This window comes from Paralcaligenes ureilyticus, assembly GCF_004346225.1.
Lineage (GTDB): Bacteria > Pseudomonadota > Gammaproteobacteria > Burkholderiales > Burkholderiaceae_B > Paralcaligenes > Paralcaligenes ureilyticus.
In genome coordinates this window covers 313986-329121 of record NZ_SMAJ01000001.1, presented here as the reverse complement: position 1 = coordinate 329121, position 15136 = coordinate 313986, and the positions used below count along the sequence as shown (strand labels likewise).

Annotated in this window: 15 protein-coding genes; 2 read left to right on the top strand and 13 right to left on the bottom strand. The window is 59.6% G+C overall.

Annotation, left to right across the window (positions count from 1 at the left end):
* The 6 genes from EDC26_RS01545 to EDC26_RS01520 are packed head-to-tail and all read right to left on the bottom strand — an operon-like array spanning nucleotide 1 to nucleotide 5754.
* Nucleotides 1–876 carry an ABC transporter permease gene (locus tag EDC26_RS01545; RefSeq protein WP_132579485.1) on the bottom strand — a complete coding sequence of 292 codons (876 nt, stop codon included), beginning with the start codon at nucleotides 874–876 and terminating at the stop codon, nucleotides 1–3.
* Entirely contained in the window at nucleotides 873–1814 is a 942-nt protein-coding gene (locus tag EDC26_RS01540) for an ABC transporter permease (protein ID WP_132579484.1), read from the bottom strand. The genes EDC26_RS01545 and EDC26_RS01540 overlap by 4 nt, the downstream gene beginning before the upstream one ends.
* Entirely contained in the window at nucleotides 1811–2953 is a 1143-nt protein-coding gene (locus EDC26_RS01535; RefSeq protein WP_132579483.1) for an NAD(P)/FAD-dependent oxidoreductase, read from the bottom strand. The genes EDC26_RS01540 and EDC26_RS01535 overlap by 4 nt, the downstream gene beginning before the upstream one ends.
* Complete coding sequence (locus EDC26_RS01530; RefSeq protein WP_132579482.1) at nucleotides 2950–4350, bottom strand: NAD(P)/FAD-dependent oxidoreductase; 1401 nt, start codon at nucleotides 4348–4350, stop codon at nucleotides 2950–2952. The genes EDC26_RS01535 and EDC26_RS01530 overlap by 4 nt, the downstream gene beginning before the upstream one ends.
* Nucleotides 4347–4652, bottom strand: a complete 306-nt coding sequence (locus EDC26_RS01525; RefSeq protein ID WP_243700739.1) for a (2Fe-2S)-binding protein — start codon at nucleotides 4650–4652, stop codon at nucleotides 4347–4349. The genes EDC26_RS01530 and EDC26_RS01525 overlap by 4 nt, the downstream gene beginning before the upstream one ends.
* A complete protein-coding gene (locus EDC26_RS01520; RefSeq protein ID WP_207915036.1) occupies nucleotides 4621–5754 on the bottom strand; it encodes an NAD(P)/FAD-dependent oxidoreductase in 1134 nt (377 codons plus the stop codon). The genes EDC26_RS01525 and EDC26_RS01520 overlap by 32 nt, the downstream gene beginning before the upstream one ends.
* Nucleotides 5755–5776: 22 nt before the next feature.
* Between EDC26_RS01520 and EDC26_RS01515 the strand changes: the two genes are divergently transcribed.
* The gene (locus EDC26_RS01515; protein ID WP_132579481.1) at nucleotides 5777–6694 is read left to right on the top strand and encodes a LysR substrate-binding domain-containing protein; all 918 of its coding nucleotides are present in this window, start codon (nucleotides 5777–5779) and stop codon (nucleotides 6692–6694) included.
* 11 nt (nucleotides 6695–6705) lie between these two features.
* Here EDC26_RS01515 and EDC26_RS01510 read toward each other — a convergent pair whose 3' ends face one another.
* From EDC26_RS01510 to leuC, 4 genes are all read right to left on the bottom strand, one after another.
* The gene (locus tag EDC26_RS01510) at nucleotides 6706–8271 is read right to left on the bottom strand and encodes an ABC transporter substrate-binding protein (protein WP_132579480.1); all 1566 of its coding nucleotides are present in this window, start codon (nucleotides 8269–8271) and stop codon (nucleotides 6706–6708) included.
* A 339-nt stretch (nucleotides 8272–8610) separates the two neighbouring features.
* Nucleotides 8611–9930, bottom strand: a complete 1320-nt coding sequence (locus EDC26_RS01505) for an MFS transporter (protein ID WP_132579479.1) — start codon at nucleotides 9928–9930, stop codon at nucleotides 8611–8613.
* Between the two features lie 58 nt (nucleotides 9931–9988).
* Nucleotides 9989–10633: a 3-isopropylmalate dehydratase small subunit gene (gene leuD, locus EDC26_RS01500; protein WP_132579478.1), complete on the bottom strand. Its 645-nt coding sequence runs from the start codon at nucleotides 10631–10633 to the stop codon at nucleotides 9989–9991.
* Nucleotides 10634–12037 carry a 3-isopropylmalate dehydratase large subunit gene (gene leuC / locus EDC26_RS01495; RefSeq protein WP_132579477.1) on the bottom strand — a complete coding sequence of 468 codons (1404 nt, stop codon included), beginning with the start codon at nucleotides 12035–12037 and terminating at the stop codon, nucleotides 10634–10636.
* Between the two features lie 119 nt (nucleotides 12038–12156).
* Here leuC and EDC26_RS01490 point away from each other — a divergent pair, with 119 nt between their 5' ends.
* The gene (locus EDC26_RS01490) at nucleotides 12157–13041 is read left to right on the top strand and encodes a LysR family transcriptional regulator (protein WP_132579476.1); all 885 of its coding nucleotides are present in this window, start codon (nucleotides 12157–12159) and stop codon (nucleotides 13039–13041) included.
* A gap of 43 nt (nucleotides 13042–13084) precedes the next feature.
* Here the strand turns inward: EDC26_RS01490 and EDC26_RS20435 are convergent, their stop codons facing one another.
* From EDC26_RS20435 to EDC26_RS01470, 3 genes are all read right to left on the bottom strand, one after another.
* On the bottom strand, nucleotides 13085–13207 hold the full coding sequence (locus EDC26_RS20435) for a hypothetical protein (protein ID WP_279432670.1): 123 nt from the start codon (nucleotides 13205–13207) through the stop codon (nucleotides 13085–13087).
* An 805-nt stretch (nucleotides 13208–14012) separates the two neighbouring features.
* On the bottom strand, nucleotides 14013–14435 hold the full coding sequence (locus tag EDC26_RS01475) for a hypothetical protein (RefSeq protein ID WP_132579474.1): 423 nt from the start codon (nucleotides 14433–14435) through the stop codon (nucleotides 14013–14015).
* On the bottom strand, nucleotides 14419–15051 hold the full coding sequence (locus EDC26_RS01470) for a nucleotidyltransferase domain-containing protein (protein WP_132579473.1): 633 nt from the start codon (nucleotides 15049–15051) through the stop codon (nucleotides 14419–14421). Before EDC26_RS01470 ends, EDC26_RS01475 begins: the two co-directional genes overlap by 17 nt.
* Nucleotides 15052–15136 lie beyond the last annotated feature (85 nt).

Genomic DNA, 15136 nt, shown 5'->3' with positions numbered 1-15136 from the left:
TCACTCCGAACGCAGCTTGGGGTCGATGGCGTCGCGCAAGGCATCGCCCAGAAGGTTCAGTGCGAGTACAGTGAGCAGGATCGCCAGGCTGGGGAATACCGTCAGCCACCATGCATCCAGAATGTGCTCGAAGCCTTCCCGTATCATGCTGCCCCAGGTAGCTGTGGGGGGCGGAACGCCCAAACCGATGAAGCTCAACGACGCTTCAGTGCGTATGGCCGATGCCATCCACAGCGAACCTAGAACGATAACGTCTGAAATCATGTTGGGTACGATATGTACTCCCATGAGGCGCAGCGGGCTGTAGCCCAGGGCGCGCCCGGCTTCGATGAAGTCGCGGTTCTTGAGGGCAATGGTAGGCGCGCGCGCCACTCGCACGAATGGCGCTATCTCGGTGATGGCAATTGCAATGATCAGGTTTTCCAGGCTTGCGCCGAGCATGGCCGCTATCATCAGGCCCAACACCAGGGTGGGAAAGGACAGAAGCACGTCCACCAGGCCCATGACCAGGCGATCGAATACGCCGCCCAGATATCCGGCCAGAACGCCCAGGGAAGAGCCTATGGTCATGGCGATGAGGATGGCAACAAAGCCCACCATGAGCGAAACGCGCGAGCCATAGATCAGACGCGAGAGCACATCCCGCCCGTAGCTGTCGGTGCCGAGCCAGAACTCGAAAGAAGGGGGTTCGAGGCGGGAAACAATATTCTGCTTCAGCGGGTCGTGCGGAGCGAGCCATGGTGCGAAGATGGCCATCAGGACGATGGCAAGCAGCAGGCCTAACCCGATCCATGAAAGACGGTTGCGGCCCAATGCAGCCCACAGAGCGTTGGAGCGCGGCGCGGCCGGCGCGGCGGCGGTAGCGATTGAAGTCATTGGTACTTTACCCTTGGGTCAACGAGCCCGTAGATCAGGTCGGTCACAAGATTGACGAGAATCACGCAGGAGGCAAACACGATCATCAGACCCTGCAGCAGGGTGTAGTCGCGTACGTTCAGAGCGCCCAGGATCAACTTGCCCAAGCCCGGGCGGTTGAACACGATCTCGGTTAGAACTGAATTACCGATCAGCGTCCCGAAATACAGGCCAATCACGGTCACGATGGGAATCAGCGCATTGCGCAAACCGTGGCGGACGGTCAGGCGCAGGGGGCGTATCCCCTTGGCGCGTGCGGTGCGGATGTAATCCTCGCTCATCACGCCGAGCATGGACGAGCGCGTTACGCGCATGACGTAGGCCATCATGATCAGGCCTAAGTTGAACGCCGGCAACGCGAGGTTGAGCAGCAGATCCTTCCAGCTGCTTGTCGTGACATGGCTGATGACGGGAAACCATCTCAGTTGAATGGCAAAGACCAGCAGCATGAGTATGGCCGACACAAAGGCCGGGAAGGAGAGACCGGTCAGTGACAACAGGCGGCCCAGATAATCGGGCCACGCGTTGCGCCGCAGTGCCGCCCACACGCCCAGCGGAATGCCGAAGAGCGTACCGATAAGAATGGCCGAAGCCGTCAATTGCAACGTCCAGGGCAGCACTGAAGCCACTTCCTGCAGCACGGGCCTGCCCGTTGACATTGAAATACCCAGGTTGCCGGACAGTGCATTTCCCAGGAAATTCAGGTATTGCTCATGCAAGGGCAGGTTCAGGCCCAATTGCAATCGCAGCGCCTGCAGTGCCGCGGCGCTGGCATGGTCGCCCAGCATGACCGCGGCCGGATCGCCCGGCACCAACCGCACCAGAATGAACACGGCTGTCAGCATGGCCAGCAAGGTTGGTATGGCCTGCAGCAGCCGTTTGATGGTGAAGCGTATCATCGAGGGGCCTCTTTTGTTGGTGGCGTACCCATCAGCCGTTGGGCGCCAAGCTTATCGATGGCCCGGTCGGTTTTGCCGCGTACGATCAGGTCGGTCAGCACCGCACCCACGATGGGCACAAGCTGGAACCCGTGGCCGGAAAAGCCAAAGGCGTGGAACACGCCCGGGGCATTCGGCGAAGGGCCGACGATGGGCAGAAGATCTTCGGTTTTAGCTTCCAGGCCAGCCCACACGCGCACGATCCGGACATTCCTTACCCCGGGGAAGAGATCCGTGGCGGCTTGCGCACCCTTGGCCAGCACGAGCATGCGGGCCGTTGATGTTTCCTTGTCCAGGTTGGGTATGCCCTGCAGGCCTCCGCCTATCACCAGGGTTCCTTGATCGGACTGCTTGAATGACAGCGAGCGTCCAACGATAGACACCACAGGCTTGATAAAAGGTTGCAAACGCTCGCTCACCATCATCATCGAGGATTTGGCCTGCAATGGAATGTCGTCCCCGACCATTGCGGCGATGCGGGCAGACCAGGCCCCGGCGGCGTTGACGATGGCGGGTACCGTCCAATTGCCTTTGTCCGTGATGAGCATCCACTCGGTGCCGCGCCGTTCGATGGCATTGACGCCGCAATGCTCGTGCAGAGTGGCGCCGGCCGCTTGTGCCGCCAGGCGGAAAGCGCGCAACGCGCGGTGTGGGTCCGCGGCGCCGTCGCGGCGTGCAATCGATGCGCCTCGGCAGTGCGGGCTGAGCGCCGGCAGCAGGCGTTGCAGCTCGTCAGGGCCAACCAGTTCCTCGTGCGTGTAGCCATCACTTCGCAGTGCGTCGACATGGGCTTGCAACTGTGCCAGGGTGGTCTCGTCTTCGGCTACGCAAAGCTGTCCATTGGCATGAAAGCCACAGTCGTCGCCCACCAGCTCGTTCAGTCTGCGCCACATCTCCATGGCTTCCAGGGAAAGGTCCAGCTCGCCGCGATCGCGGTTCAAGGTGCGCACGCCCGCTGCGGAGGCCCCCGAAGCGTGGCGGCCTGCCCAGTGGCGTTCGAGAACGATCACGCGCTTGCCCGCCCGGCTCAGGTGCAGCGCCGAAGACAAGCCATGCAGGCCGCCGCCGATGACGGCCACATCGTAGACGGGTGCTGTCATCGCGAGGCTGCCTCGTCGGTCAGGGAAGCCAGCTCGCCCAGTGTCAGCGGCTTCAGCGGTGGGCGGATGCGATAAAAGCCCACCTCTGAAACAGGGCGTTGCTGAGCTTCGGCCAAAATATGGGCAATGGTATAGCCGCATTGGCGTCCCTGGCAGGGGCCCATGCCGGCGCGGGTAAAGGATTTGATCTGGTTCGGCCCCGGCTGGCCCAGCTTCGCGGCGGCGCGTATGTCCCCAGCCGTGAGCTCCTCGCATCGGCACACAATGGTGTCGTCGGAGGGCGATGCCGTATTGGCGCGCGGTGGGTACATGGCATCGAGCATGGGCCGTAGAGCCAGCTCGCGCACCAACTGCTTGCGTAACGGCCCGGCCAGCGCATCGGCGTTTGCCGTGGTCACCTTGCCGGCGCGTACTGCAATGGCAAGGCCTGCAAGCTGGCCACGCAAGCCGGCCGCGCGCGCTCCGGCGATACCCGCGCCATCGCCCGCAACGTAGATACCCGGCTGGTTTGTTGCGCCCCAGGCGTCCACATGCGGCGCGAAACAGCGCTGGCTGTCGACCCACGCGTGCCGGCACTCGATGGCACTGCTCATATGAATGGAGGGCACCACACCTTCGTGGACCAGCAATAGCTTGGCCGGCACGCGCTGTTCCGGGCCGTTGCCGGCGGAAAAGACGATCTCCGACACACGGTCATCGCCTTCAGCGCGGAATTGGGCTACGCCTCGATGTACGGGAACTCCCGCCCTTTGGATAGCCTGTAGCCAGCGATAGCCTTTGCGCAGGTCGCGCCAGTTGCGCATCGCGGACAGGAAATACGGCATGCCGCGACGTGTGCTGTCTTTAGGTGAAGTATCCAGCCAACCAGCTACCTTGCCGCCTGCCTGGAGTAGTTGCTTGATGTACAACAGTACCAGTGGGCCGCTGCCTGCGATCCATACCGGGTCTGCGGGAACCTGGTTCGATGTCTTGAGCAGGATTTGAGCCGCCCCGACTGTCATGACGCCGGGCAGGGTCCAGCCGGGGAAGGGGGCAGGCCGCTCCTGGGCGCCGGTAGCCAGCAGAATATTGTCCGCCTGCACGACGGTCGCTTTCTCGCCTTGGGTCATGTACACATGCCAACCCTGTTCTATTTGCCACACTTGGGTCAACGGGCGGTAGTCTGCGCCGCAGCCGCGGAAGTTGCGAGCCACCGCCGCGCCCGCGCGGTAGTCCTCTCCCAGAATAGCACCGGTAGCCTGATCGGCAACGCGTTCTACGGCACGCCATATCTGCCCGCCGGGGGCCGGCTGATCGTCGGCCACCAGCACGCTCAAGCCATGACTTCGGGCCTGGATCGCGGCCTGCATGCCGGCCGGGCCCGCCCCAACAATAAGCAAGTCGATCTTTTCGTTCATACGATGCTCCGTTTGCCATGTTGACGTTCGACCTGCATGCCCTCGCGCACGGGCAGCATGCAGGTTTGGGTCGACGCCACGCCATCCACGATCGCCAGGCATTCGAAGCACACACCCATCATGCAATACGGTGCACGTGGATTGCCCAGCACAGGCGTTGTGCGGGTTACGGGAGAATCCTGGCGCAGCATCACGGCCGCGACGGTATCGCCGGGCTGTGCCTTGACGGCGTGGCCATCGATATAGAGGGTGAGCGCTTGCGCGCCGGAATCAAGCAGTTGTCGAAACATCGAATCGCTCATGGTGAAAGAAATCCAGGTTGGCCGTTAACGTCGAATCGTGCAGGCAGTCCGAAAGGGGGCCGGCATGAAACGCGGCCAGGGTTACGCCGGAATGGCAAACTGCTATCCAGGCGCCGGGATGGGAAATAGAGCCGGCATAGACCGGGCAGCCGTCCGGCGTCAGGATGCGCAGGCACGACCAATGCCGTACCAGGCGCGCCTGCGCAAGGTCGGGCAGTATGCGCAAGGCGTTGTGGGTCATGCGCGCCGCCGCACTGGAGGTCGTGTGCAAGTCGTAGCCGACATTTTCCTGCGTCACACCAATCATGACGGTGCCTTCCGCTGTCTGACGTATGCCGCTGGCCGGCAGGGGAAGCAGCGGACGCAGCCGTTCTGTAACCAGGAGCTGGCCACGTTGGGGACGCAGCGGGACATCCAGGCCCACCATGCGGCCCAAGCTCGCGGAACCCAGGCCCGCGGCAATGACTACTTGCGCGCCTTCATAACGTTCGCCTCCGGCCGTGACGGAGAAGCCGCCGCCTGTCAGTGCCGTAATGCCTGTGGCAGGGCGGTTCCCCAGGATTGTTGCCCCGCGCCGCATCAAGCCCTTATGAAGAGCGATAAGAAGCTTGAGCGGGTTGACGTGACCATCGGTCTTCCCCAGGCTTGCGCCGCTTACATCAGGGCCCAAGCGCACACCGGGCAACATGGCCTGCAATTGCTCCCGGTCCAGCATGCGGGTATAGGGCGGTTCGTCCGCGGCCTGCACATGCCAGGCGTCCAATCTGGCCCGGCGTTGAGCCCATTCCTGTTCACCCAGGCAAAAGTGCAGGCCGCCCCGGTTTTCGTAATCAAGGGCCACGCCGGTTTCATGCTCCAGGTTCAGGGCAAACTCCGGCCACAATCGTACTGAGTGGCGCGACAGTTTCTGGTAGGCGGGGGCGTCGTACCCCTTGCCCTGCACCCAGACCAGGCCGAAGTTGGCCTTGGCGGCCCGGTAGTCGGTATCGGCGCCATCCAGAACCAGGACGTCGCGGCCCCGCCCGGCCAGGCCGTAGGCAATGGCTGCGCCCACCATGCCGGCGCCAATCACGATTACGTCATAAGATTCCAGTTTGGTCATTCGCGTACTTTTGGATGGGTGTATGAAAAAATCACTGAACCTGCGCCAAGTCGAAGCTTTCAAAGCCGTGATCGAGCAGGGCACGGTCAATCGGGCGGCGGATGCCCTGTTCGTTTCCCAGCCCGCAGTCAGCAAGCTGCTGATGAAACTTGAGGAAGACACAGGCCTGGCCTTGTTCGAGCGCGTTAAAGGCAAGCTGGCGCCTACACCCCACGGCATGCGCCTGTACGAAGAAATCGACCGTATCTTTGTCGGCCTGCATCAGCTCGAGGACGCTGTAGACTCGATTCGCCGTGACGAGCAGCGGCAGTTGTGCATAGGCGTCATGCCTGCGCTGTCCGGCTCGTTCGTGCGCCGTGTCACCATGGACTTCATCAAGGCCCATCCCGGCGTCCATGTGTCCATCCATACACGCAGCTCCCAATTCCTGGCGGACTGGCTGGTAGCCAGGCAGATTGACGTGGCTTTGGTGAGCAATGCTGTCGAGAATCCCTATATCGATCGGGAGCCCATGCTTTCTTCGCCTTTGTTCTGCGCGTTGCCCTTGAACCATTCGTTGACGCAGAAGCGTGTAATCCGCGCCAAGGATCTGGATAACGTTCCCTTTATAACGTTTGAATCCGTCAGCCTGACAGACAAACTGGTGAAGGAGGCTTTCAGTGCCGCGGGGGCGCGCCTGAACCCCGTGCTCAATGCCGTGACGGCGTCCACGGTGTGCGAGTTTGTTGCGGCGGGGCTGGGTGTGTCGCTGGTGCACCCATTGTTCGCGGAATGGGTAGGCAAACGCATTGTTCTGCGCCGTTTCGATCCGGAGCTCGTGTCCACTTTTCAGTTGTGCCGCGTGGGTGCCGCCCGCAATGCAAGCCTGGTCGAAGCTTTCGTGGACGTGGCCCGGCGCGTGGCACAACAGGTATCGGATGAGTCGTTCCATAATGTGTGACGGCTTCCCGCTTATTTGGTGTCGAGTGTGGTCTTTTCGGTAATGGGCGGCGCCAGATTCATCGAACCCTTCAGGTCGTAGCCGTAGTGCATCTTGCTGGAGTGAACCCACACCTGCTTCAGACCAAACAGCGGAACGCCGCAGACATCGTCATGAATCTTGCGCTGGGCGTCCTTCCAAAGCGCGAGCTGCCTGACCGGGTCGGGCTCGATACGGGCAGCGCGTATGTCTGCATCACCAACCGAGCAGTGCGAGAAGTTCGACATGGCTGTGGGTGAGCCTATCTCCGACGCGGAGTCGAAAAACTCGGACAAATAGGCATCGGCATTTGGGAATCGGGCGGCGCCGTAGAAGACGATGGCGCTCTGATCCTTGCGGCTGCGCGCCTGGTAGGTGGCGTGGTCCACCACTTCCATATCCAGCGTGATGCCTGCTTCAGCCAATTGCGCCTGCACGATTTCCATGATGGGTTGCTGGGCAGAAATATTCGAGACTATCGACTTGAGTTCGATTCCCTTGGGGTAACCCGCCTCGGCCAGCAACTTCTTGGCTTTGGCTACGTCGTGTACATAGGCGTCGGCACTGCAGTCGTGTCCCAGGTAGCCGTCGGGCACGACAGAGCAGCCCTTGGCCGCGACATCCTTGCCGACATACTTCATGATTTGGTCGACATCGACGGCGGCTGCAATGGCCTGGCGTACCTTGAGGTTATTCAGCGGTTTGAATTGGCGATTCAGGTGCAGAATGCGGAATTCCGCCGGATCAAAAATATCAACGTTATAGCCACGCTTGCGTGCTTGCTCTACCCAGCGTTGTTCCCGTTTGCCATAAATAAGGTCCAATTCGCCCGAGTCGAATGCCAGTTGGCGAGCGCTATCGGAGGGAATCATGCGGTATATGATGCCTGCGACTTTGGGCTTGCCGCGATAGTACTTGTCGTTGGCCACCAGCTTCACGTACTGCTGGGTGATATGTTCGCCGAAAGCAAAGGGGCCGGTACCTATGGGCGAGGCCCCGAATTGGGTACCCAGCTTCTCGGCGGCCTTCTTGCTGATGATATAGCCGCCGTGGTAGTCGGATACGCGATCCAGGAAGCGTGTGTCGGGGTACTTCAGCGTGACACGCACCGTGTAATCGTCCGGAGCCTCAGTCTTGTCTACACCAGCGAAATTTGACGCAAAGCTTGAACGCTTGGGGTCGGCAGCGCGCTCAAGGGAGTAAACCACGTCCGCGGCAGTGAGTTCGCCATAGCCGCCATGAAATTGCACGCCCTTGCGCAAATGAAAGGTCCAGACCTTGCCGTTGTCCGATACGTTCCAGCTTTCGGCCAGATCCGGCTCAAGTTTGGTGGGGTCGGCGCTGCCGGGCGGGAAGCGAACCAGTGCGTTGAATATCTCGCTGACCACGCCCAGGTCGGCGGTAGTGGTTGCGCGATCCGGATCGAGCGTCCCGTTATCGGCTTGTCCAGAGCTCATGCGCAGCATGGGGCGATTGTCCTGGGCATAGGCCGATGCCAGTGGGCCGGCACAGAGGCCGAGCGCGACCAGGGTCAGGGCTGGCAGTAGATTCAGTTTCATGGTGGGTCCTCAATCTAGGTGGTTCGGGGCTGTAGTGGCACATGCTAGATTCGGTGATGATATGCGTCAAAGTCTTTTATTTGAATGCCATATTCTGAAAGGTTATAGGATGGGTGGATTGAAGGCTTTGTGGCAGGGGACGATGGAGAATGCGCGGGTTTTTACTAGGGCGGTGATTTTGGGAAATCTAGGGTTAATCCTAGTTGGGCGGAGCCCATGTCGGTGTCGCGAGGGGGCTTTGAGCTGATGGCGCCGGAAACAAAAACGCCGACCCATCAGGATCGGCGTTGGCCGCAGCTCACAAAACCCGGTGAGACCTGCGGTTTATTCCCCGGCGCATCACCTCTCGACGGTCTCCGGCAAAAACCACGGCACGATCAGGCCGATGGCGTAGATCGATCCAAAAGCCAGAGCCGTGGGCGCGATTCCACCGAAAGCCTTGATCATCACGCCTGCGGCGATCGGAAAGCACCAGGCAATGAGGCGCGCGGAGTTGAATACGAAGCCGACGGCCGTGGATCGCACCGAGGTATTGAACAGTTCCACAGGGTAGATTGCCAGCCAGGCGAACGCGCATCCCAGCGTAAAGAAGCCGTTTATGGGGGCAAGCACGAGCATCTGAGCAACGGTGGACACATAGCCGTACACCAGAACTGTCACGGCGAGCGACCCCGCGAAGGTAAGGAAAAGAAACCACCGGCGGCCCAGGGCGTCCGCTATGAAGCCCGACAACATATAGGCGACGATTGCCCCGCCGGTATAGAAGAACGACACATACGAAGCCCAGTGAGGGCTGCTTCCCTCCGCTGCGGCAATGGCTCTAGTGTAGGTCGGCAACCAGCTTGATACGGCCCACCACCCGGCGATACTTACCACCGAAAGGAGCGAAGTCAGCAGAATGCGGCGCACGGCCTCGCGTTCGCTGAAGACCTGCTTCAGCGTAAAGGGACGTTTCCCGCCTTTTTCGCTAGACGCCTCGGTTGCTCCCCACTCTTTGTTGCGGATGGCGGTAATCCATTCTTCGGATTCATCCATGCTGCGGCGGATGTAGAGAACAAAGAACGCCGGCAGCGCGCCCAAGACAAACATGACGCGCCAATTCTCCGCGCCGAAGGGGTCGATCAATGTCAGGATATACCAGGCGAGCGCGGCAATCAGCGTGCCCCAGCCGAAGCCGGATTGAAGAAAGCCGGCGCCTTTCGCTCGCGCTTCCTTGGGCCACGTTTCGGCCACAAGGGCAATGCCTGTGCTCCACTCGCTGCCCATGGCCAGGCCGGTCAGAAACCGTAATAGGCAAAGCGTCGCGATGGAGTCTGCGAATGCGGTGAGGCCGGTCAGCACGGCGTATAAAAAGACCGACCACATCATCATGCGCTTGCGTCCGATGTAATCCGCAAGCACCCCGCCGACCAGACCGCCAACCCCCCATCCCAGCAATGTAATGCCGATCACCAACCCGGCATAAAACGGCTTGGATGCCGCCTGCTGCTGCGTCAACACAGAATGAAGCAGCGGCGATAGGACGATCACCAGGGCCAAGGCCTCGTAGCCGTCGAATATCCATCCGAGAAACGCGCCCTTCAACGTGTTCCAATGCTTGGGCGTCAGCCGCGAATACCACGGCATGCCTCCAAGCTGTATGTTCTGAACTGATTCCATAATTGTCTCTTCCTCTCCGTATAAAAGCTGTCTATTGATGAAGTACTTGGTGATTCGTCTATCTCTCGGTGGCGAGCCAGGGTTCCAGCCGCATCCTGCGGCGCTCGAAGTCTTGCAGCGCGTCCTGGTGCTTGCCGAGAATTTCGCTGATCTCGTCGATGCCGAGCAATAACGCGCGCTTGCGTGCCGGATCGATATCAAACTCATGGACCACAGTCTGTGCGATGACTTTCTGGTTCGGGAGGTCGATGGTCAATTCGAGCCGTCCGTCGCGCCGCACGGCGTCGAACAGGGACGAGACGACCGGCGCGCTCAGGCAGATGGGCAAGATCCCGTTCTTGAAGCAATTTCCATAAAAGATATCTGCAAAGCTGGGGGCGATCAGAACGCGAACTCCCCATTGAGCCAACGCCCATACCGCGTGCTCGCGGCTCGAGCCGCAGCCGAAGTTCTGGCGGGCCAGGAGAATGCCTGCCCCCCTATATCGCGGGTCGTTAAGCGCAAAGTCCGCTTTCAGGGTCCGCTTGGAATTGTCGATGCCGGGTGCGCCGGCCTCTTCGTAGCGCCAGCTGTCGAACAGAAAATCCCCGAATCCCGTGCGTGTCGTCAAGGCCATGTACTGCTTTGGCAGGATTGCGTCGGTATCGACATTGGTCCGGTCTATGGGCACGACGTGTGAGAAAACCTCCCCGAACGGTTCCATCTAGATTTCCTCCGGAGCCGCGAATCGCCCGGCAATGGCGGTGGCCGCGGCGATGGCGGGGCTTAGCAGATGGCTACGTCCGCCCCGGCCCTGCCGTCCTTCGAAATTGCGGTTGGACGTCGAGGCGCACCGCTCTCCTTCGGAGAGGCTATCGTTATTCATTCCCAGGCACATGGAGCAGCCGGCGTCGCGCCACTCGAATCCGGCATCCAGGAATATTTCATGCAAGCCCTCTTCTTCGGCTTGCCGCTTCACCAGGCCCGATCCGGGAACGATCAATGCCTGCCGAATGCCGGCCGCGACCTTGCGGCGCTTTACGATGCCGGCCACGATCCTCAGATCCTCAATCCTCGAATTGGTGCAGGAACCAATGAAGATCTTGTCCAGGCGGATGCTACGCATTGGCGTACCCGCCCTGAGGCCCATGTAATCGAGTGCGCGCGCCGCCGCGCGCTGGGCGTCGAGGTTTCCGGCGCTCCGGGGATCGGGCACGCTTTCGAACAAGCTCACCGTCATTGCGGGGGTCGTCCCCCATGTGACCTGCGGAGCCACGTCGCTGACATCAAACTCCACATTGCGGTCGAATTTTGCCCCGTCGTCGGTATGCAAGGTGGACCAGTACTCGGTTGCAAGAGCCCATTCATGGCCCTGTGGGCTGGACGGGCGCCCTTTGAGATAGTCGATCGTGATGTCGTCGACGCCGATGATGCCCACCCGCGCGCCCGCCTCCGCCGCGAGATTGCACAGCGTCATTCTGCTTTCCATGCTTAGCCCGGACACGACGTTGCCCGAGAACTCCAGCGCACAGCCGGCCGCGCAGTCGGTACCGAACTTTCTCAGAAAAGCCAGTGCAATATCCTTGGCATAGACACCCGCGCGCATGGTGCCATGAAGCCGGACGTTCATGGTCTTCAATTTGGGCACCTGCAGGCATTGCGTGGCCAGAACCTGCTCGATATCCGACGTGCCGATCCCAAAGGCGAGCGTGGCGAACGCCCCATGGGTCGTCGTATGCGAATCGCCGCAGGCGATCGTGATCCCCGGCAGAGTCTCTCCCAGCTCCGGCGCCACGACGTGCAGGATTCCCTGCCGCGCATCCGTCAATGAATAGTATTGGAGGCCATACTCCTCGCAGTTGCGCTCGAGAGTGGCCAGTTGCCGCTGCGCGATCTCGCTGTGCATGCCGGCGCGGCGGTTCAGCGTGGGGATATTGTGGTCCGCCGTCGCCAGCACCGATTGGCGGCGCCAGGGCTTCCTGCCCGTCGTGCGCAGTCCGTCGAACGCCTGGGGGCTGGTGACCTCATTGATCAAGTGCTTGTCAATGTAAAGCAACACCGAGGTCTCATGTTCTGCAATAATGTGACGTTGCCAAATTTTTTCAAATAGTGTTCTGGCTGCTGGCATTTATAAAAATTATTCATTCAGGATTCAAGCCTGGAAGAATATCAGCGGGCGAATAGGCGGGACATGTTATTTGGCTAGGGCAGCTATCGCGAATCGGCAAACCTGAACAGGCAAGCGCCATGCATTTTGACATTGAGACCCTCAAGCTATTCGCCTTGGTGGTTGAGTGTGGAAGCATTTCGGCGGCATCCGAACCCGGCAATATGGTCGCATCGGCCATCAGCCGGCGGCTGGCCGAACTCGAGGAAAGCGCCGGCGTACCCTTGCTGCGCAGACTGAGCCGGGGAGTCGAGCCCACACCCGCCGGTCGTTCACTGTACGAGCATGTCAAGACAGTCATGGCGCAGCTTCACAAAATTGAATGCGACATCAGCGAATATCGTGAAGGCGTGCAAGGGAAGGTGCGCATCTGCGTCAATATGACGGCTCTTTGCTACTACCTTCCGGCAACGCTCAAGCCTTTCATGAGCCAATATCCCGCCGTTCAAATTGAATTGACCGAGCAGCTCAGCGATGACATACCCGGCGCGGTCGCGTCAGGCGTCGCGGATTTGGGGGTATGCGCACCCACCAAGACGGTCGTGGGCGTTTCGGAAGCCTTTTTTCGAAATGACCCTTTGGTATTGATCACACCGCTGAATCATCCGCTGGCCAAACGGAAGCGTGTCAGGTTTGAGGACACGCTGAATGAAAATCACGTCATGATGCAACAGGGCGCATCAACGAACACGCTGTCGGTGCGAGCCGCCAGCGCCGCGAACCAGCACATTCACGCGACGGTGCAAGTGACGAGTTTCGAGGCGATGAGGAACATGGTTTCAGAGGGGCTCGGGGTGGCCGTCATTCCGGAAATCGCGCTTCGGGGCGCGGACGCATCGCGATACTCCTGCGTCAGGCTCGTTGATCACTGGTGCAACCGAGAGTTCAAAATCCTGTGGAACAACAATGTGTCCCAGTCGACGGCCGTCATGCGGCTGCTGCGGCATCTTCGGGGTGGGGCCTAACGCCGGTCGTCTAGTGTTTTGATCGCCGCCTGGCCAAACAGGGCTATCGGCTGCGCCTGCCCTGTAGGATTCGTTGCCTAGCGATCGCGTCCGTGTCCATGGCCGCGGTCATGGTCGCGATCATGATCACCATACCCTCGACGATCATCATATCTGCGATACTCACGACGGTCCCCGTGCCGGCCACGGTAGTACGGCACGTAGCGGTTTAGGTACCAATCGTCACGCACAAAGTAGACCGGACGGCCGCAGGCGTCGTACCGGCCACAGTAGTTGCGCCAGTGCTTGACTTGTCCAGGGGGGACACGCAAGTAGATAGGCGGGACGCCGACATAACGCGGCGCCGGCGCAATGATCACCGGCTGAGGATAAATGAGTTGGGGTGGGGGGGCGCTTCCGATGGCGATTTGGCCGTAAAAGCCCGGTTCACCAATGTTGATCGACACGCCTACCTGTGCGCCTGCGGGGAGCGCCACTGTCAACAGTACTGCGGCTAGAAATACGTTCTTCATGGTGTGGGAAATTCCTATGTTGTAGTTGGAAATCACCTGCTTCAAGTATAGGTCAACCGCGGGCGAGCATTGCTACATAACGTATTAGGTTTAACCAATCGTTAAGTCCTCGTTTAACGGGGAAAGATCTGCCGTGTGAATCTGAACGGTGTCTACGTTGAAGAGGTCTGGGCGACCTCTCACCAGCACTGCAAGTTTTTTACCACGGGTCTGATTGTGTTGTCGTTCGTGCTACTGCAACTGTGGCTGAATGGTCGCTAGGCTTTGAAGAGAGTGATCGTACGTGCCGAACTAACTAGGCGATCAAATAACAGCCCTTGGGCACGACTGGCTGCCGCCCGGGGCTCAGCCAAGGCAGCAAGGTCGTACTGCCAGTTAGGCCAGTGCGGGGATTGTGGGGTGCATTTGTCGCGGTGCTGACTTTTGATACAGGTGGCCGTTCGCGCTCCATTCAGGGGCTCACTGTGACGGTGGCAAGGTACCAACTTTGTCGGCGACGATCTGACTCGCGGCCAATAAGTCGGTGACGATACGATCATCGACATTCAAATCGCCTTCGTATTCGCCCAAATTGCGAATATGGTGACACTTCGCCAGCACGCGCCAGACTTCGGGACCTAGGTTCAGTGTATTAGGTAGTAGCTGGAATACGACGTATCGATTACTTGAGCGGTAGCCATGCCAGCGCAATGCGGCTAAGCACAGCGCATGGGCAGCGTTATAAGCGAGGTCGAATCGGCTCTCAATTGAGAGAGTGGCGTTCAACGCATCACGCAATCTGGCGTGGCCAGAGCGAATCAGACCTTCGAACTCTTTCTTATCTGGAGGCTCAGCCCGCAAGGGTTTGCCGGGGCCGCATAGGTTCTCAAATACCGAGGTCACCGCTTCCCCCTATGATCCAGATTTTGGGTTGCTCTATCACTCGAGTCAAAAATGACTCTTGGTTAATCAGACGTTTCTTGAACTCTTCTATAGTCAAAATCGTGGGGTTTACCGACCGACCGAGTCGGGCACTGACTTCTTCCAGCACAGAGAATAGTTCGCCATAGCTGATTTCATCACTGATCAGCATCAAGTCAATATCGCTGCTGGCCGTATCGGTTTTCTTGGCGACGGAGCCATAGACAAAGGCAGCAGTGATTTGGGAAGCGATGGGCCCAAGCGCTTCGCGTAGTGGGTCAGCGAGTCCTGTCGTTTTTTGTATGATTGCGCATAGCTCGGTGAAGATGGGCGAATCTGGGTTGGCTTGATAGTGTTTTTGGTTGCCAATCGCCTTCACGATGACTAGCCCGCTGCTGGCCAGTGTGGCTAGTTCACGCTGTACGGCTCCTGAACCACTGGCTGCCAGGCTGATCAATTCGTTCGCATAAAAGCTACGCGATGGCTGGCCGTATAGAATCCCCAGCACCCGTTGCTTGGTGCCGGAAAAGAGCGCGTCGGAAAAACTCGTGCGCGATGATGATGCGGTGATCGTTGTGCCCATATTGGGTTTTATCATACCTAATTTGGGTATTTATGGCTAGCTCTGTTTATGAGGTTGGCGAAGCCTGCTTCGCATCGAAATAAGTATCGTTATATCGTGG